We start from the raw sequence: 19,722 nt of genomic DNA, 5'->3' as shown, positions 1-19,722 counted from the left end.
AGTAACTCCCCGTGCGACCCCGACGGGTTTGTGACGTCGGGGCGTAGTGCAGGTCCGGGTGGCGGAATGGCAGACGCGCTAGCTTGAGGTGCTAGTGCCCTTTATCGGGCGTGGGGGTTCAAGTCCCCCCTCGGACACAAATCCTCAGCGGTTATGGCTCAATCGGTGATAGCTAGGTCGCCCGCTGACCGCAGTCAGCGCGGTGCCGGTAGCGCGATGAGCTTGTCGCGGCTGACATCGAGGCTCTCCTCAGCCCAGGCCAGCACCTCCTGCTCCTGAGTGAACAGTACGACCTGATGGTCGGCGCTGACCTCGTGAAGCAACGTCATGATCGCCATTGTGCGTGCGTGGTCTGACTGGACCGTGACGTCGTCGAGGATCAGCGGCGGCGTCTCGCGATCGGCGGACAGCACCTGAGAAAGGGTCACCCGCAGCAAGAGGAACAACTGCTCGGTCGTGCCGTGTGAGAGCAGCTCCGATCGTACGCGACTTCACAGTGCGAGCTGTCGCCAGATTCCACGGCGACATCTCATCGCGGGGCACGGCTTGGCGGATCGGACACGTCCCGGCGAGACTCCGCGACGGTCTGGGCTCCGCGGTCAAGCATCGGTACGACTCAGTAAGTTTCGAGCGTGCAGAGGGCCCGATCCCGAGCGTCGTACCCCCGGAATTGATATCGCCTGGCCACCCGCTTCTTGCAGCACTGGTCGGCGCCGTGACGCAGGAGTGTGGCGCCGCCTTGACCCGGGGGATCGTTCTCGGCGACGACCGCGAGAGCGACGACTACGTGCTGCTGACGCTGCTCACGGAGGGCCCTGCCGAGAGGGCAGCATCCGTCGAGACCTTGGCGATGCGCGCGGAGGACGGACCCTGGCCGGTGAGTCCGGCCCTCTACACGAGCCTCCAGGCAGAGGCGTCACCAGCATGCGAGGCGGAGGTCGCCGCAGCCCAGCACGCAGTGGCCACAGCGCAGCGCGAGACGCCAGACGCACACGTCGCCGTCGTCGCGTACGTTCGCGGCACGGCCGATCCGGACACGGCTGAGGCCTGGCGCACTGCACGAAGGCGTTTGGAGGAAGAGCTGGCGGCCGCCAGCGCGTCCGCGGTGCCCGCCCTGCCTGGCCAGGGCTGGGACTTCATGACCGCGGACAGGGAGAGCACCTTCTGGTTGGCAACCCCGACCGTGAGGCTTGCCAGTCGGCGACGGTCCGAAACTCAGGCAGCTGCGAATGTGGGACCCGCCCGCTTCGCCATACGGACTTTCGACACTTAGTCTGACCGACGTGCTCCTGACGCAGCTCACGCGATGGGCGGACGAGCGGACGGTTCTCTGCGGCCGTCGCAGCCAGTATCTTTACGACCACAGATGCTCTCTCGTGCGGGTTCGGGGCGAAGTGGATGAGCTATGGCAAGTACAACCACCAGGGGTACTTCGGCGAGTGCTTTGTCCGGGTGCTGGCCAGTGCCGCAGGGCTCATAGCTGGGCAGCAGGACATCGACCACACGGGAGTCGACTTCTCCATCGACTTCCCCGGCGCACGTGGCACGGCGCGGTTTCCCAAGATCGAGGCGCAGGTGAAGTCGTGGTCGAGCCCGAGGGGCAACGACCTGCATTGGCACTACACGATGGACGTCGCCAACTACAACAACCTCGCGGGCCCCGGCTTCAGCGTTCCGCGCTACCTGTTCCTGGTCGTCGTCCCGGCGGATGTGCAGCTGTTCGCCGAAGTCGATGAGTCGGCCATGAGGCTCAGCCACTGCGGGTACTGGGTCTCGTTGGCGAACGAGGCGGTGATCGATCCCTCCGCCCGGCGCACCGTCACCGTGCGGGTGCCCAAGCGCAACGTGTTGACGCCGGCGGGCCTGCGAGCGCTGGTCAGGCCCGTCCCGGTGCAACGTGCGTCTGCGTCATGACCGTGCACGCCCGGCCGACGGCCGGCGAACTTCAGGCTGTCGCGGTGCTGCCGCCCGAGGTGCTCGGCCGCTACCTGTCGGGCACCGGGTGGCAGCCGGGTGAGCGCCTCGAGCGGGCGACGCTGTGGACCCGCCGTGAGGATGACGGCGAGTTTGAGATCCTGTTGCCGGCCGACCGGGCGGTGCGTGACTATCCGGGCCGGATGGCCGACCTGCTCACCACCGTCGCGGCAGTCGAGGACCGGCCTATCCCGCTGATCGTGGACGACCTGCAGGCCAGTGGCTCGGACACGGTGGCCTTCCGGCTGCTGCCGGGCGGCCCGTCGGGGACGATACCGCTGTTCAACGCGGTGGACGCGCTTGCCGGGGTGCGGGAATTGCTGGTCGCGTCCACGTACGCCTTGATGGTCGATACGCCGATGCTGGTCCAGGGGCGGCGTCCGGAGCGGGCGTTCGAGTTCGCGCGTACGGTGCGGCTCGGTTCCCCCCGGGCGGGCAGCTGGTCCATCGCGGCGAGGTTGCCGGTGGGGGAGCCGGGTGGGGACGCCGAGGCGCCGTTGGGACGGCGCGTGTCGGTCCAGCTGCACCGCACGGTCCGGGCCTGTTTCGCCGCGTCCGGCGAGGCGCTGAGCGATTTCGACCCCGAGCTGTTCCTGAGGCGCACGGGCGAGGGAGTGTCCGCCAACGCCTGTGCCGCCTTGACGCAGTTGGGCCGCGACGGGGTGCCGTTCGACATCCGGTTCGGCTGGACACCTCAGCTGCGATCGAGCCTTCCCACACGGTCCTTCCGCTTCCGGCCCGGCCAGATCGAGGTGCTGCGCATGGCTGCGGAGCACCTCCGGGTGGTCGTCCCCGACGGGCAGATCACCGTCGAGGGCCAGGTCAGCAGGTTGCGGCGCGATACTGGTGAGGGTGGTCAGGCCACCGTGCGGGGTCCGATCCGCACGGTCTACGGCGCGTCGGATCGTTCGGTGCGCGTCCTGCTGCCCGACGACCTGTATCGCGTGGTGGTGGAGGCGCACGGCCGGCGGCGCCAGGTGCGCGTGACGGGCACAGCGGTGCGAGGACGGATCGAGCGGGTCGCCCGGGTGGAGGTGCTCGAGCGGCCTTCGCCCGGGTGAGCAGCATGTTGACCATTCGCATGACCAGGTCGCCAACTGATCGGTGGCGTCGAGCGCGGTTATGCGGATGTATTCGTCAGTGTTGATCCGGATACGATCGGTTCCGGAAAGCGGCGGTCACGATAGGGGTAGTCAACGGTGACGGAAACGCAGTCCGACGCTCCGCTGGAATTGGCACCCGGTTCCGTGGTCGTCATCCGCGACGAGGAGTGGTTCGTCCGGACGGCCGAGGACACCTCCGACGGCCTGCTGGTCCATGTCCGCGGCCTTGGCGAATTGGTACGCGACACCACGGCCAGCTTTTACGCGAACCTTGACCGGATCGAGCCGCTCGACCCGGCAGCGGCCCGGGTCGTCGCCGACGACAGCCGACAGTACCGCAAGGCGCGGCTGTGGCTGGAGTCCACGTTCCGCAAGACGGCCGTCCCGTTGGGCGACCGGTCGCTCACCGTCTCCACCCAGGCGTTGGCTGACCCGCTGAGCTACCAGCAGGCCACGGTCCGCAAGGCGCTCGACCCGGCGAACCTGCGCCCGCGCATCCTGCTCGCCGACGCGGTCGGTCTGGGCAAGACGCTGGAGATCGGCATGATCCTGTCCGAGCTGGTACGCCGGGGCCGCGGCGAACGAATTCTCGTCGTGACCCCTCGACACGTCCTGGAGCAGATGCAGCAGGAATTGTGGTCGCGTTTCGCGTTGCCGTTCGTCCGGCTCGATTCGGCGGGCATTCAGCGGGTACGCCAGAAACTGCCGGCGAACCGAAACCCGTTCACCTACTTCCGCCGGGCGATCATCTCGATCGACACGCTCAAGTCGGACCGGTATGTCGCCAGCCTCCGCAAGCAGCGGTGGGACGCGGTCGTCATCGACGAATCGCACAACCTGTCGAACACCGCGACGCTCAACAACCGCCTGGCCCGGCTGCTGTCCCGCAACGCTGAGGCGCTGATCCTGGCGTCGGCCACGCCGCACAACGGGCGCAAGGAGTCGTTCGCGGAGCTGATCCGGCTGCTGGACCCGTCGGCGATCCCACCGGACGGCGAGCTCGTGGCCGACGAGATTAGGCGGCTGGTCATCCGCCGCCACCGGCACAGCCCCGAGGTTGCCGGAGTCGTTGGCGCCGACTGGGCGGAGCGCCGGGAACCGGAGAACGTCGCCGTCCCGGCGTCGCCTGCCGAGGACGCCATCGCCTATGAGCTGGAGGACGTCTGGCTGTGGCCGCCGGACAAACGCAACCCATATTCGGGGCAGAACTCGTCTCTGTTCCCGTGGACCCTCGCGAAGGCGTTCCTGTCGTCGCCGGCCGCGCTCGCTGAGACGATCACCCAGCGGCTGGGCCGCCTCAAGAGCGGGACGGCCGCCGAGCAGACAGAACGCTCGGCGTTGCTGCGCCTGCGCGAGCTGACCGACGCGGCGAGCGAGGCCGGTTCCGCGAAATACGCATGCTTGGTCGAGCGCCTCAAGGACATGGGCGTCGGCAAGGGCTCGCCGATGCGCGCGGTGGTGTTCGCCGAACGCGTCGCGACGCTGACCTGGCTGCGCAAGAACCTCCCCGCCGACCTGGGGCTGCCGCCCGGTGCGGTGGAGATCATGCACGGCGGGCTGCCCGACGACGAGCAGCAGCGCATCGTCGACGCGTTCAAGCAGGAGCAGACGCCGGTGCGGGTGCTGGTCACCGGCGACGTGGCGTCCGAGGGCGTCAACCTGCACGCGCAGTGCCACGAGCTGATCCACTTCGACATCCCGTGGAGCCTGATTCGGCTGGAGCAGCGCAACGGCCGCATCGACCGCTACGGCCAGAAGCATCCGCCGCGGATCACCGCCCTGCTGCTGGAGCCGTCGAGCCCGAAGTTCGCCGGCGACATCCGCATCCTGGCGAAGCTGGTGGAGAAGGAGAACGAGGCGCACACCGCCCTGGGCGACGTGGCGTCGCTGATGGGCCGCTTCGACGTCAAGGGCGAAGAGGAGGAGATCCGCGCGGTCCTTGGCGGGCAGAAGAGCCTGGACGACGTGGTCCGCACGGTGGACGACGTCCGGGCAGGCGACGACCTGAGCGCCCTGTTCTTCGGCCTGGCCGGCGAAGCCGACGAAGCCGACGAGGCCGACGATGACGAATCGCGGGTCGCCGCGAGCACAGGGTCGGGCCTGTACGCCGACGACGTCGCCTATCTCGAGGAGGCGTTGCACGCGGCGTTCATCGACCCGACCGCCACGGTGAGCAACAACGGGGTGTGCTGGCGGCGTGATGCGGCGTTCGGCACGGCCGAGCTGACGCCGCCGCCGGACCTGGTGCAGCGCCTCGAGGTGCTGCCGCAGAGCTACCTGGCGGAACGCCGGGTCACGGACAAGCTGGTGCTGGCGACGACGGTCGCGCGGGGCAAGGAGCGGCTGGCCGAGGCGCTGCGGGACGAGAACGGGTCGAGCTGGCCGGACGCCCACTACCTGAGCCCGCTGCATCCCGTGCTCGACTGGGCGTCCGACCGGGCCCTGGCCGGCCTGGGCCGCAACGAGGTGTTTGCCGTGCGGGGCGAGGTGGACGACCCCACCGTGCTGCTGCTGGGCACCCTGACGAACCGGCGCGGCCAGGTGGTGTCGGCGATGTGGCTGACCGTCGCGTTCCCCGCCCTGGATGACAAGGCGTTCACGCTGGTGGAGGTGCACGAGTCGGCCGGGGACGCGCTGGCGGCACTGGGCTGGGACGCACCCCGGGCGAACCCGGGCGCGATCGGCGGCGCGGCGGCGCTGCAGGAGCTGATCGCTCCCGCGGTGAGCAAAGCCCGCGGGCAGATGCGGGAGACGTTCGCCGCCGCCGAGAAGGACGTCGCCCAGCGCGTCGAGGAGTGGTCGCGGCGGCTCGCCCAGTGGACGCACGAGGCCGGGGCGCTGCTCCAGCGCAGCGACTTCAAACAGCGGCGGGTGGGCGTGGAGCAGGAGCAGGCGATGGTTGAGGAGATGCGCCCGGACCGGCAGCTGGTGCGCCCGCTGCTCGTCGTGGTGCCGGCCGCGGGGGAGTGGGCATGAGCGTGTCGGACGCGATCATCGTCGGCGAGGGCTGGATCTCCGAGCACTACTTCACCACCGAGGCGAACGCCCAGTCGTTTCGGGCGAGGGTCGTCGAGCGCCGTAAGGCGTGGGACGCGGAGGCCGCCGAGCAGCGACCCACGCCCCGCAGCCGGTTCACCGAGGCCCGGCAGGAGCTGGAGGCCGACCTGGCCAAGCTGGCAGAGCTGACCGACGTGGAAGCGGACCTCGGCGCCACCGACCCGCGCACCATCGCGGACGCGGTCGCCTCCATCCACGACCGGGTCGTGGCCATCCTCGGGTTGCGCGGGCACGGCCTGCGGGTCGACGAGGACGGGCCGATCCTGCGCGTGTCGTCGCCTGGCATCACCGACCGGGCGCCGCTGGCCGTCGTGCGGGCCCAGCCGGTGCAGGCGGTCGAGGACGTCCTCGCCAAGGAGGGCCGCACTCTGGCCGAGCCGGTGCTGCTGGACGAGGACGGCGACGAGCTGACCTCGGCCGCGCGGCTGGTGTCGGCGCTGTTCGTGGCGGACGCCGCCCCCGACCTGATCCTGGTGCTCGCCGGCCGCTGGGCGGTGCTCGCCGAACGCGACCGCTGGGCCGAGGGCCGCTACCTCGCCGTCGACCTGCAACTGGTCTGCGAACGCAACGACACCAAGCGCGGCGGCGAGATCGACCGCGCGCTGACCTGCCTGTCCGCCGGGTCGATCGCCCCGGACGCCGAGGGTGACCTGTGGTGGAGCGGCGTCCTCGACGAGTCGATCAAGCACACCGTCGGCGTCTCCAAGGACCTGCGCGACGGCGTCCGGCTGTCCATCGAGATCATCGCCAACGAGGTGGTGCGCCGCCGCCGCGCCCAGGGCCTCGACCCGCTGCCCGCCGACCAGGCGCAGCCGCTGGCCAAGCAGGCGTTGCGCTTCCTCTACCGCATCCTGTTCCTGCTGTACGCGGAGGCGTCGCCCGAGCTGGGTGTGCTGCCGATCGGCGCCCCCGAGTACGACCAGGGCTACAGCCTCGACCGGCTCCGCGAACTCGTCCAGGTCGAGCTCGCGACGCCGCACGCCCGCACCGGCCGGCACCTGTACGAGTCGCTGGGCGTGCTGTTCCGCCTGGTCGACAAGGGGCACCAGCCGCCGCCGCGAGACGAGGAGCAGGCCGTCTCCGCGCCGGGCCTGACGTTCAACGCGCTGCGCGCCGACCTGTTCGCCCCGAGCGCCACCGCGCACATCGACGCGGTCGGGCTGGGCAACGCCGCCCTGCAGGAAGTGCTCACCCACCTGCTGCTTAGCAAGGAGCAGCGGGGCCGCGACCGGGGCTTCATCTCGTACGCCGAACTGGGCATCAACCAGCTCGGCGCCGTCTACGAGGGCCTGATGTCGTACACCGGCTTCTTCGCCGGGACCGACCTGTACGAGGTGGCGAAGGGGGGCGACGGCAGCAAGGGCTCCTGGGTCGTGCCGGTGGACCGCGCCGATGGCATCGACACGAACGACTTCATCCGGGTGCCCGACAAGGTCACCGGCGAGCTGCGCCCCGTGCTGCACAGGCAGGGCTCGTTCGTGTTCCGGCTGGCCGGCCGCGAACGCCAACAGTCGGCGTCCTACTACACCCCGGAGGTGCTCACCCGCTTCACCGTCGGGCAGGCCCTCGAAGAACTGCTCGACCAGGACGGCAAGACCACGCCGGCCGCGGAGATCCTGAACCTGACCATCTGCGAACCGGCGCTCGGCTCCGGCGCGTTCGCCATCGAGGCCGTCCGGCAACTCGCCGACCAGTACCTGAAGCGCAGCGAGAAGGAACTCGGCCGCCGCATCGACCCCGACGACTACCCGCGACGCCTGCAAGAGGTCAAGGCGTACCTGGCCCTGCACAACGTGTACGGCGTCGACCTCAACCCCCTCGCCGTCGAACTCGCCGAGATCTCCCTGTGGCTCGACACGATGCTGCAAGGATTGTCCGCGCCGTGGTTCGGCCTGCACCTGCGCCGCGGCAACTCCCTCATCGGCGCCCGCCGCGCCGTCTACCGCCGCAGCCAGGTCACCGACAAGTCATGGCTGGGTGCGGTGCCGCAGGACGTGCCGCTCACCGAACTGGTCGCCGACATCAACGCCGACCGGGTCGCCACCGACGGCATCCACCACTTCCTGCTGCCCGCCGACGGCTGGGGGTCCGCGGCCGACGCCAAGGAAGCGGCAGCCCTCGCCCCCGACGCCGCGAAGAGGCTGAAGGCGTGGCGCAACGCCACCAAGGTCAAACCCACCAGGCAGACCGTCGACGCGTACGCCGAACTGGCGCACCGCGTCGAAACCCTGTGGCAGATCGCCTACCGCCGCCTCGACCTCGCCGAACACCAGATCCGCCGCCGCATTCCCGTCTGGGAGGCCGGTGAGCTGCCCGTCGGCGGGGCCGTGCAGCGCGAACAGATCGAACAGGTGCTCGCCGACTCCGAGGGCGCCTACCGGCGGCTGAGCCGCGCGATGGACGCGTGGACGGCCCTGTGGTTCTGGCCCCTCACCGACGCCACCGCCACCGTCGGCGGCGAGGTGGTCGCGCCGCCGACCGTCGCCCAGTGGATCGCCGGGTTGCAGGCGCTGCTCGGCCGCAACCCCAATCTGCGCAAGCGCAAGGGCTCCGGGCCGACCCTCAGCTCGGGGATGAGCTGGGAGGAGTTGGACGAGGCCGAACGCCTCGAGATCGGCTTCGCCGGGGCGAAGCCCATCGAGACGGTGCTGCGGGAACACCCGTGGCTGGTGGTGTGTGACCGGATCGCCCAGCGGCAGGGCTTCTTCCACTGGAACCTGGACTTCGCACCGGTGTTCGCCCGCGGCGGCTTCGACCTCCAGGTTGGAAACCCGCCGTGGGTACGGCCTGCTGTCGATATGAGCAACCTCTTGGCGGAGGGTGATCCGTGGTGGCGTCTTGAGGCGAAACCAAGTGAGAAAAAGGTAGCTCTTAAGCGATCTGAAACCTTGGCCATTGCTGGGATGCGCGAGTTCGTAATCGCTGCCGCCTCTGAGGCTTCTGTGACTAATGACCTCCTTGGGTCTAGGCCGATGTATCCCCACCTTCAGGGCCTCCAGCCAGACCTCTACCGTTGTTTCATGGAGGCGGCCTGGCGGAATGCCACAGTTTCCGGCATCTCAAGTCTTATCCACTTGGACACACACTTCGCGGAAGAGCGTGCTGGCCTTTTGCGCGAAGCCGCCTACCGCCGCCTTCGGCGACACTGGGAATTTATTAACGAACTTCAGTTGTTTGAGATCCAACATCAGCGTCATTTTGGCGTCAACGTGTATGGCAGCAGCCGCTCGGCTCCACGTTTCCTGAATGCGGTATCGCTCTATCATCCGGATACCGTCATTCGATCGCAGCGTCACGACGGATCCGGTACGGAACCTGGTCTGAAGGACACGGACGGACGCTGGGACCTGCGCCCCCATAAGGGGAGGATTAACATTGTCGACCAAACCCTGTTGGCGTCGTGGCATGCCCTTATGGAACCCCCGAATGTGCCGATCATTCGCACGCGAATGGTGTACTCAGTCAACGCCTCGTCCGCGGCGGTTCTGAACAGGGTTTCTACACTTCCGCGCATGCGTGGCCTGCACCCTCATTATTCCGCGGGGTGGCACGAAAAAAACGATCGCGTTCGGGGGTTCTTCAGATCTGAATGGGGCAAGCCGGAATGCTGGAGCGATGTGATCCTCCAAGGTTCGCACATATTCGTATCAACGCCTCATTACAAAGAGCCGAATGTCACAATGCTGCACAATACGGACTGGCGCCCGGTTGACGTAGAGCGGATCGCTCCAAATTCGATCCCTATTACCGGGTACAGGCCGATCGGCGACCCCGAGGACTATGTGGCGGCATATGGCTACTGGCGAAACGGCGTCGGAAATCAGGTCAGCAGTCGAGAATTCTATCGCTTGGGTTGGAGGAAGATGGCCGCGAATACGGGCGAGCGAACCCTTATTAGTGCCATCGTTCCGCCCGGAGCTACACATATCCAAGGAATCTACTCCCTTGGATTCCCCGATGGTGACCATCGGAAGCTGATTGCGGCTGCGGCTAGCACGTCGTCTTTGATCATCGATTTCTCGGTGAGGGCAGCCGCCCTAGCAAACATCGGGTTTGGAGTAATCGAACGAATACCAGTTGTCCTGGAGACAAGGCTGTATGAGCAGGTCGCCCTTAGGGTGCTCCGCTTGAATGGCGTCAGCCTTGCGTACTCTGATCTTTGGCGAGAGAGCTACAGCGAAGCGTTTAAAGAGGACTCATGGACTGGCGGCCCGCGCATCCTTAACGAGTTCCCCATAGGGCGGGTGGGTTCGACCTGGAATAGCGGTACCCCGCTTCGCCTGGCGGTTGAGCGCCGCCAGGCGCAGCTCGAACTTGACGCCCTCAACGCGCTCATCTTTGGGGTGCCGGTTAACGAACTTTGCACTATCTATCGAACGCAGTTCGCGGTCCTGCAAGGATACGATCAGAACGTCTTCCTTTATGACGCGAACGGTCGCCTCGTGCCCAATTCCGTTCTCTCCGTTTGGCGAAAGAAGGCTAATCGGACTTCTGTGGATGAACGGACGGCCACGAATCAGGCCGGCTACACGTACACCTACGAATTGCCGTTTGTGACGCTGGACCGGGAGGCGGACATGCGGCAGGCGTATGCGCACTTCGAGCGGATCCTCCAGGAGCGCTCGTGACCGAACTGCTGCCCACCGTCCAGGCGGCGAACGTCCGCGAGAGCATCGTCGACTACCTGAAGACGACGTTCGCGCTGACGGACCCGGACAGCCGTGACGGCCTCGACCGGTTTCTGTCCGACCCGGTCAACGGCATGTTCAAGGGCCCGTACGTGCGCCTGCGCCTGCCGTTCCGCCCCGCCGACGACGGCTGGCGGGGGCACCTGGACTTCTTCGACGGCCTGCCCCCGTACGGGCATCAGGCGCAGGCGTTCGCGCGGCTGTCGTCGGCGGGTGGCCGAAGGCCGCAGCCGACCCTGGTCACGACCGGCACCGGGTCGGGCAAGACGGAGGCGTTCCTGCATCCGATCGTCGACCACGTCCGCCGCGCCCGCCTCGAAGGCGTAACCGGAGCGAAGGCGCTGATCCTGTACCCGATGAACGCGCTGGCCAACGACCAGGCCAAGCGGCTCGCCGGGATGCTGACCGGCAACGCTGAGCTGGCATCGATCACCGCGGCGCTGTACACCGGCGAGCAGGGCCGGCCGCGGACGATGGTGACCGCGGACGGGCTGATCACCGACCGTGGCGTCATCCGGGACTCGGCGCCGGACATCCTGCTGACGAACTACAAGATGCTCGACCAGTTGCTGCTGCGCCACGAGGACCAGGGGCTGTGGCGGCAGTCGGCGACGAGCCTGCGGTACCTGGTGCTGGACGAGTTCCACACTTACGACGGCGCGCAGGGCACCGACGTGGCGATGCTGTTGCGGCGGCTCGGGCTGGCGTTGAAGAGCCACTGGCGCGACGACGACCCCGTCCTGACCGACGAGGACCGCGCCCGGCCGCTGGGCTGGATCACGCCGGTCGCCACGTCCGCGACCCTGGGCGACAAGGGCGACCCGGGGGTGATGTTGGGGTTCGCGGAGACCGTATTCGGCGAGCCGTTCTACGACGACGCCGTGATCACCGAGTCGCGGCTGAGCCTGGACGAGTGGGTGGGCGACGCGCTCGACGTCGTGGCCGACGCCGGGTTCGCCATCCCGGACGTGTTCGCCGTGGCCGACGCCAGCGCCGCGGTCGAGGCGTTGGGCCCGGACCCGGACGGTGCGGCGCTCGCCCGGGCGGTGCTCGGCGCGCTGTGGGACGACGGCGACGGCCGCCTGGCCGGAGCCGACCCCGAGCTCCTGCTGGCGCTGTGCCGGGCGCACCCGTTGGTGCAGGAGCTGGCGTACGAGGCCGGTGAGGCCGTCGACCTGGACGAACTGGTCCGCCGCGTCGCCGGGCAGGCCGGCCGGCGCACGTCCAGCCTCGCTGCTGGCGGCGTCGACGCGCAGTGGAAGCAGGTCATCGCCGCCGTCGTGGCGACGCTCGGGCACGTGCGCGCCGTCGCCGGGCGGGGCGCGCTCTCCGTCGACGTGCACATGTGGGTGCGGGAGCTGACCCGCATCGACCGGGCCGCCGACACCACCGCGCGGTTCCGCTGGGGCGACGACGGGCCGCCGACCGCGGGCGGCGACACCGAGGATGTACGCCCGTCGTTCCCTGCCGTGTTCTGCCGGCACTGCGGGCGGTCCGGCTGGGGCGTCGCCCTCGCGCCCGTCGGCGGCAGCCTCGCCGTGGACGACGAGGCGATCCGGCGCAACCACGCCACCCGCGAGGGTCGGTTCCGCACCCTGCTGTATGCGCCGGCCGAGGCCACCGCCGCATACCTCGGCGGCGCACCGACTGAAGGCCTGGCCTGGTTCTCGGTGCGCGGGCGGGAGCTGCTCACCAGCGCCCCACCCGACGACGACCCGGACCTGCGCGACGGCTGGGTGCTGCCCGTCCTCACCGCCGCCGGGCGCGACGCCGACGAGGACGCCCGCAACGACACCTGCCCGTCCTGCGGGCAGGCCGACGGCATCCGCTTCCTCGGCAGCGCCATCGCCACCCTGCTGAGCGTCTCGCTGTCCACCCTGTTCGGCTCGGCCGCCCTCAACGTGGAGGAGAAGAAGGCGCTCGTCTTCACCGACTCGGTGCAGGACGCCGCGCACCGTGCCGGGTTCGTGCAGGCCCGATCGCACACACTGACGCTGCGCGCCGCCCTCAGCGCCGCCGTGGCCGCCGGTTCCGTCACCCTCGACGCCCTGGTCGAGGAGGCCATCCGGCACGCGCACGACGACCGCTTCCTGCGCTACCGGCTGCTGCACCCCGACTGCGCCGACCGGGAGTCGTTCACCGACTTCTGGACCTCGGCGACGCTGCGCCGGGTACCCACGAAGGTCATGTCGCGGGTCCGCAAACGCCTCGCGCTCGACGTCGCCCTCGAGTTCGGGCTCAACGGCCGCACCGGCCGCACCCTGGAGCTGACCGGCGCCGTCGCCGTCGAGGTGGAGGCCGGCACCCCGGCGCGGATCGCGGGCGCCGCCCGCGCCACCATCGAGGGCGCCTGGTCGCAGGGCGTCCTCGACGGGCACGACGGCGCGCTGCCCGACGCCACGCTCGTGCAGTGGGTTCGGGGCGTGCTCGACCGGATGCGCGCGCAGGGCGCCATCGACCACCCGTGGTTCGAGCGGTACCGCTTCGAGGACGGCAGCCGGTACTCCATCTGGGGTGGCCGCCCCCGCGGCGACGGCATGCCCGCCTTCCCCGGTGCCCGGCCCGCCCCCGGCTATCCGCGCGTCGGCGGCTCCGCCAACCCGGTGCGCAACAGCGACCTCGTCGCCGTCACCTCCGCCCAGTCCTGGTACGCCCGGTGGACCTCGCGCGTCCTCGACGTCAGCCCCGCCGACGGCGGCAAACTCGCCCGGCTGCTGCTCGACCGGCTCGCCCGCGACGGCGTCCTCACCGTCACCACCACCCAGACCGGCGCGTCCGTGTACGCGATCCCGCCGTCCGGCATCGTCGTCAGCCCCACCCGGCTCGACGACCTCGCCGCCAAGCGGCACATGCTCGCCTGCGACACCTGCCGCCTGCTCACCCCCGGCACCGCCACCGTCATCGACCAGCTCGCGGGCGCGCCGTGCATGCTCGTGCGCTGCCCCGGCCGCCTGACCCCGGAGGCCGTCGACGACAACTTCTACCGCCACCTGTACGCGTCGCCGGACATGCGCCGCATCGTCGCCCGGGAACACACCAGCCTGCTGGACGACGCCACCCGCCTGGAGTACGAGAACGGCTTCAAGACAGCCGCCTCCGAGCCGCAGGCGCCGAACGTGCTCGTCGCCACGCCCACCCTGGAGATGGGCATCGACATCGGCGACCTGTCCGCCGTCTTCCTGTCGTCGCTGCCCCGCACGGTCGCCTCCTACCTGCAACGGGTCGGCCGCGCCGGGCGCCTCACCGGCAACGCGCTGAACCTCGCCTTCATCACCGGCCGCGGCGACCAGCTGCCGAAGCTCGGCGACCCGCTGTCGGTCATCAACGGCGAGGTGCGCCCGCCCGCCACCTACCTGCAGGCGGAGGAGATCCTGCGCCGCCAGTACACCGCGCACCTCGTCGACGAAATGGCCCGCGACCCGCTGCGCCGCCACCCGGGCAGCGCGGCCGGGGCAATGAGCAGCAGCGACCGGGACTCGTTCCTCGGCGACCTCATCGCCGCCGCCGAGGCCGACAGCGACCGCCGCGTCACCCGCTTCACCGACACGTTGCCGTCGCTGCCCGCCGGAGTCACCGACGACCTGCGCGCCTGGGTACGCCCAGTGGCCGGCGCGGGCACCAGCGCGTTCGCCGCCCACGTGCACGCCGCCGGGCGCCGCTGGCAACACACCGTCGAGACGTTGAAGCGGCGCGAGAAGGCCATCGCCGAGGTGCTGCCCGAGCTGGAGGCCAAACAGCAGTCGCCCGCCGCCACCGACGACGACAAGCGGGCCGTGCGCTCCGCCAAGGCCGCCCGCTCACTCACCCGCGGCCAGCTGTCGCACCTGCGCGGCGAGTACTGGATCGGTGTGCTCGAGGAGTACGGGCTGCTGCCCAACTACACCCTGCTCGACGACACCGTCACCCTCGACGTGGGACTCAGCTGGATCGACCCCGACTCCAACGACTTTAAGAGCGACCACGCCCAGTTCCAGCGTGGCTCCGCCCAGGCCATCCGCGAGTTCGCGCCCGGCGCCACGTTCTACGCCCGAGGCTGGGAGATCGCCATCGACGCGATCGACCTGGGCATCGACGGTGAGTCGATCCGCCCGTGGGTGTTCTGCCCGGCGTGCGGGTTCGCCGCCGACATCGCCGCCACCGGCGCCGAACAGCAGCTCACCGGGTGCCCGCGCTGCGGCAGCCCCGGCGTCGCCGACACCGGCCAGCGCCTCGACGTCGTCGAACTCACCCACGTCTCCGCCGAGGTTCGGCGCGACGAGGCGATGATCTCCGACCGGCGCGACGAGCGGCACACCAACTCGTTCCAAATCATTTCGGCCGCGGACGTCGACCCGGCGAACATCGCCCGGCAGTGGTTCGCCGAGAGCACTGGACTCGGCTGCACCTACCTGCGGTCGATGGACGTGCGCTGGATCAACGTCGGCGCCGCCGGACACGGCCCGTCCCGGATCATCTCCGCCGACGAGCGCGCCGGCGCCCTGTTCCGGGTATGCAGCGGCTGCGGCAAGCTCGACTCCGACTCGGGCCGCAACAAGCCGCACGAGCACCGGCCGTGGTGCCCCTACCGCACCGCGACCACCGAGAACACGGCCACCGTGGCCCTGTCGCGCACCCTGCGCACGCAGGGCCTGCTGCTGCGCCTGCCGCACGCCGTCACCCTCGGCGACGACTTCGCCGTACCCAGCCTCGCGTCGGCGGTGCTGCTGGGCCTGCGCGAGCAGATCGGCGGGCACCCCGACCACATCCGCATCGAACACGTCGTCGACCCCACGCTCAGCGACGGCACCGACAACCACGACGCGATCCTGCTGCACGACGTGGTGCCCGGCGGCACCGGCTACCTCGCCGACATGGCGTCACCGGAACGCCTCCGCGAACTGCTCCTCCTGGCCTGGGAGCGCGTGCGCACCTGCGAATGCCAGTACGAGGAACGCCTCGCCTGCCACCGCTGCCTGCTGCCCTTCGCCGCGCCCGCGGCTGTGCGCCGCACGTCGCGCGCCTCCGCGGTGCGGCACCTCGCCCGCTTGCTGGGCCTGACCGAGGACGCCGACACCGCCGACGAGTCAGCATGGACGATCACCGAGATCCCGCCGCAGGAGGACCCGGAGTCCCACCTCGAACAGCGCTTCCGCAAGATCCTCCTCGAACGCCTCAAAGCGGCCGGGGCGGCGATCATCGAGGTGCCCAAGGCGTGGGGCAATGCCCTGCGTTTCACCCTGCCCAGCACCCACCGGCAATGGACCCTGACCCCCCAGGTGAACCTGGAGAACTCGCGGCCCGACTTCGTCCTCGAGACCAACGACACCACCGTGCCGACCGTCGCAATCTTCACCGACGGCCGCAGCTTCCACGCCGTGCCGTCGCGCAATCGCCTCGCCGACGACGCCGCCAAGCGGGAGATCCTGCGCGGCACCGGCCGCGTCGTCATCGCCGTCACCGCGCAGGACATCGCCGACGCCGAACGGGGCGCCGGCGCCGACCCGGCATGGTTCTCCGCGAGCACGGTCACCCGGCTCATCGCGCAGCCGTCATTCCTCGCCACCCCGGCGGCCTACGACGGCCTGCGCGGCGGGCCCATTACCTGGCTGATCGCCTGGGTGACGGCGCCGCGACCCGCCGACGTTGCCGCGGTCGCCCGCGCGGTTCCGATGTTCTTCGCCGGCGGCAAGCCCGCCACCGGATACGCCGACGGGGTCAGCCTGGCCGCGATCGGCCGGGCTGCGCTGACCGGCGAGCAGGCGCCCAGCGGGCCCCGGAAGGTGATCGTCACCCGGCACGGCGCCCTGGCCGTCGTCGTCGAGCCGAAGAAGTCCGCGGTGGACATGGCGATCGTGCTGGACGACCGGGACGAGGCACTCGACGCGGCCCACGCGGGCGCCTGGCGGCTGTGGCTGCAACTGTCCAACGCGCTCACCCTGCGCGACTGGCCGACCGTCATCACCACGACCGGCCTGACCGAGGCTGCCACCGTCCGACCGCCCGTCCAGGAACCCGAGGACGACGGCCTGCCCGACGGCGTGGACGGCAGGTGGATCGAGGCGTACCGGGCCGCCGCCCCCGGCGCCGAACGCCGCCTCATCGCCGTGCTCGCCGCCGCCGGAGTGGACGCCCCCCGCGTCGGCGCCGAGGGCCCGCAGGGCATCCCGATGGACCTGTCCTGGCCCGGCGCGCACGTCGCCGTCGCGTTCTACGAGATGCCCGACGAGGACCAGGCCGACCTGCACACCGCCGGCTGGGACGTCGTCGCGCCGGACGCCGACACCATCGTCGCCACGCTGAAGACCAAGCTGGCCACCGCAGAAGCCGGAGAGCCGTGATGCCGACCATCATCATGACCAAGTGGCCCGTCAAGATCGACGGCTCGGTTAAGGCGAAGGCGATGACGTTCCTGCAACGCCTGTCCGCCGACGACACCACCCCCGGCCTGCACGTCGAACCCATTGAGAACGCGGCGGACCCGCGGGTGCGCACCGGGCGGGTCGACCAGTTCTGGCGGGCCGTCATGTTCCGCCTCGACGGCGACGGCGACAGCCACTACGTCGTCCATGGAGTGTGGCCGCACGACGACGCCATCAGCGTGGCCAGGCGCGTGCGCCTCAAGGTCAACCCGGTCAACGGACTGCCGCAGATCGAGGAGACGGTCGAGACGGCTTCGCCACCGCCTGCTCCTACTCCGCCGCCGGCCGTCGCCGAGAAGCCGCTGCTGGTGCAGCTCGGCCGGACCACCGAGGACCTGGTCGACCGCCTTGGCGTACCCCCGGACGTGGCCCAGCGGGCCCTGAACGCGCCCGACGAGGACGCCCTGCTCGACCTCGCGCAGCAGCACGAGGGTTGGCTGGGGCTGCTCCTGCTCGACCTGGCCACCGCCGAGCCGATCGAGAAGATCACCGAACGGCTGGAGCTGACAGCGCCTGTCGCGTCCGCCGACGCCGACGCCGACCTGCTCACCTCGCTGCGGAAGCCCGCCGCCCAGGCCCAGTTCGCGTTCATCGACGACCAGGACGAGCTGCGGCGCGTCATCGAGGAGGAGGACTTCGGCGCCTGGCGGATCTTTCTGCACCCCGAACAGCGCCGCTACGTGAGCCGCACGACCAGCGGCCCCTTCCGGCTGTCCGGCGGGGCCGGCACCGGCAAGACCGTCGTCCTCGTGCACCGGGGGCGGGCCCTCGCACGCCGCGACCCGCAGGCCAGAATCGTGCTCACGACGTTCACCACCAACCTCGCCGAATCGCTGCGCGACAGCCTTGCCCTGCTCGACCCCCGCGTGCCGCAGCCGGCCAGGCTCGGTGAAGCCGGCGTCCACGTCGCCGGAATCGACTCGCTCGCCGCGTCGATCATCCGCGCCGCCGGGTCCGACATCGCCGCGGCCGTGCAGGCGGTCCTCGGCGACGCGCGGTCTGCCCCCACCGGACGTGCCCCGGCTACCCGGTGGCGGGAAGTTCTCGACGCGTCTAGCACATCGCTGCCGGCGAAGATCGCCAACGAGACGTTCCTCAGCGCCGAGTACACCCTCGTCGTCCTGCCCAACCGGGTGAAGAACGAGGACGACTACCGGCGTGTCCGCCGGCCCGGCCGGGGCGTCGCGCTTGACCGGGCCAAGCGCGACAGCGTCTGGGAACTCATCGCCGCCTACCGCGCGCTGAACCGCATGGACGGCACCCTCGACTTCGCCGAAGCGGCGGCGGTCGCGGCTGAACACCTCACGGCGACCGGCCCGCAAGCCGACCACGTGCTCGTCGACGAAGGCCAGGACCTCGCACCCACCCACTGGCAGATGCTCCGCGCCCTCGTCGCAGAAACCGACGACGACCTCTTCATCGCGGAGGACTCGCACCAGCGCATCTACGGCGCCAGGATCGTGCTGGGCCGGTATGGCATCCGGATTGTCGGCCGCTCACAACGGCTCACGCTCAACTACCGCACCACCGCGCAGAACCTCCGCTACGCCATGGGCGTCCTCGACGGCGGCACGTACGTCGACCTGGAGGAGCAACCCGAAGTGACCGGCTATCGATCGGCCCGGTCGGGGCCGCCGCCATCCGTGCAGAAGGCGGAATCCCTGATCGCCGAACTCGACCTGATCGCGGACCAGATCACCACCTGGCTCGCCGATGGCACACTGCCGGAGACCATCGCCGTCCTGGTCCACGACCGGTTCCAGCGCGAACGGGTCGCCAACGCGCTCATCGAGCGCGACGTGCCCGCCCGCTCCGTCGACCGCGACAAGCCCGCAGCGGGACGGGTGCTGGTCATGACAATGCATCGCGCCAAGGGCATGGAGTTCACCAAGGTGGTCCTCGCTGATGTGGGGTTTCAGTCCGCTGCTGAGAAGGTCAGACTTGGAGGGCTGGACGAATCCGAGCGGCTGGATGCGGAGCTGAGGGCGCGGTCGCTCACGTACGTAGCGGCCAGCCGGGCCCGTGACGAGCTCGTGGTGGTCCAGCGCTCATAACGCGACAGTTCGCCGCGGACCGGCCTCGGCGCGGTGGTGCTCAGCCGTCTCGCTAGGTTGCGCCATCACTGACGTCAAACGCTTCCGGTCGGAGCCGGTGTCGACATGGTCGGCTTCGTCGTTGCTATTTACCGGCAGTGGAGGCGCCCGGCAGGTGGCACGGAGCCGCCTTGACCGTCGCGCCGCTCATCTCGTAGCCCAACCATTCTTGTCGCGGTCCCGCTACGCGATGAGGCCGCGCTCGACAGTGAGCTGCCGCTTGAGATTGCCGATCTAGACTCACCCGGGAACGGTTTCCTGGCCATGGACGCGCACCACCTGGACGTCCCATCGTCCACGTGCGGAGGTCGCCCCCCACATCGGATGTGGCATCGTCGTCGCGATCGAGACCCGTCGGCAGCAGCCCGGTGCCCTGCCGTGCTCATGTCTGTCGGCATACGTTAAGCAG

Annotated in this window: 7 protein-coding genes and 1 tRNA gene; 7 read left to right on the top strand and 1 reads right to left on the bottom strand. The window is 69.7% G+C overall.

What is annotated here, in order from left to right; translation table 11 throughout:
* The first annotated feature begins 52 nt into the window (after positions 1-52).
* Positions 53-137: transfer RNA gene (locus Sya03_RS12585), tRNA-Leu, on the top strand.
* Positions 138-194: 57 nt separating this feature from the next.
* Here Sya03_RS12585 and Sya03_RS12580 read toward each other — a convergent pair.
* Complete coding sequence (locus tag Sya03_RS12580) at positions 195-446, bottom strand: hypothetical protein (RefSeq protein WP_203938433.1); 252 nt, start codon at positions 444-446, stop codon at positions 195-197.
* Positions 447-1,398: 952 nt separating this feature from the next.
* On the opposite strand from Sya03_RS12580, the gene Sya03_RS12575 reads away from it, so the two are divergent.
* The 6 genes from Sya03_RS12575 to Sya03_RS12550 all read left to right on the top strand — a co-directional run bounded on the left by Sya03_RS12575 (position 1,399) and on the right by Sya03_RS12550 (position 19,274).
* Entirely contained in the window at positions 1,399-1,914 is a 516-nt protein-coding gene (locus tag Sya03_RS12575) for a DUF4365 domain-containing protein (protein WP_203938432.1), read from the top strand.
* Positions 1,911-3,035 (top strand): hypothetical protein, encoded by a 1,125-nt coding sequence (locus Sya03_RS12570; protein WP_203938431.1) that lies wholly within the window; start codon positions 1,911-1,913, stop codon positions 3,033-3,035. Before Sya03_RS12575 ends, Sya03_RS12570 begins: the two co-directional genes overlap by 4 nt.
* 138 nt (positions 3,036-3,173) lie before the next feature.
* Entirely contained in the window at positions 3,174-6,053 is a 2,880-nt protein-coding gene (locus Sya03_RS12565; protein WP_203938430.1) for a helicase-related protein, read from the top strand.
* Entirely contained in the window at positions 6,050-10,762 is a 4,713-nt protein-coding gene (locus Sya03_RS12560; protein WP_203938429.1) for a class I SAM-dependent DNA methyltransferase, read from the top strand. The genes Sya03_RS12565 and Sya03_RS12560 overlap by 4 nt, the downstream gene beginning before the upstream one ends.
* Complete coding sequence (locus tag Sya03_RS12555) at positions 10,759-17,139, top strand: DEAD/DEAH box helicase (RefSeq protein WP_203938428.1); 6,381 nt, start codon at positions 10,759-10,761, stop codon at positions 17,137-17,139. The genes Sya03_RS12560 and Sya03_RS12555 overlap by 4 nt, the downstream gene beginning before the upstream one ends.
* Positions 17,139-19,274: a UvrD-helicase domain-containing protein gene (locus tag Sya03_RS12550; RefSeq protein WP_203938427.1), complete on the top strand. Its 2,136-nt coding sequence runs from the start codon at positions 17,139-17,141 to the stop codon at positions 19,272-19,274. The genes Sya03_RS12555 and Sya03_RS12550 overlap by 1 nt, the downstream gene beginning before the upstream one ends.
* Positions 19,275-19,722: the final 448 nt, after the last annotated feature.

It is taken from the genome of Spirilliplanes yamanashiensis (assembly GCF_016863475.1).
Classification (GTDB): domain Bacteria; phylum Actinomycetota; class Actinomycetes; order Mycobacteriales; family Micromonosporaceae; genus Spirilliplanes; species Spirilliplanes yamanashiensis.
This window is presented reverse-complemented; position numbering and strand designations above follow the sequence as displayed.

Excerpts from the sequence above, each read along its gene's own strand:
- Sya03_RS12575 (WP_203938432.1), top strand. The coding sequence starts at position 1,399 with ATGAGCTATGGCAAGTACAACCACCAGGGGTACTTCGGCGAGTGCTTT.
- Sya03_RS12570 (WP_203938431.1), top strand. The coding sequence starts at position 1,911 with ATGACCGTGCACGCCCGGCCGACGGCCGGCGAACTTCAGGCTGTCGCG.
- Sya03_RS12560 (WP_203938429.1), top strand. The coding sequence starts at position 6,050 with ATGAGCGTGTCGGACGCGATCATCGTCGGCGAGGGCTGGATCTCCGAG.
- Sya03_RS12550 (WP_203938427.1), top strand. The coding sequence starts at position 17,139 with ATGCCGACCATCATCATGACCAAGTGGCCCGTCAAGATCGACGGCTCG.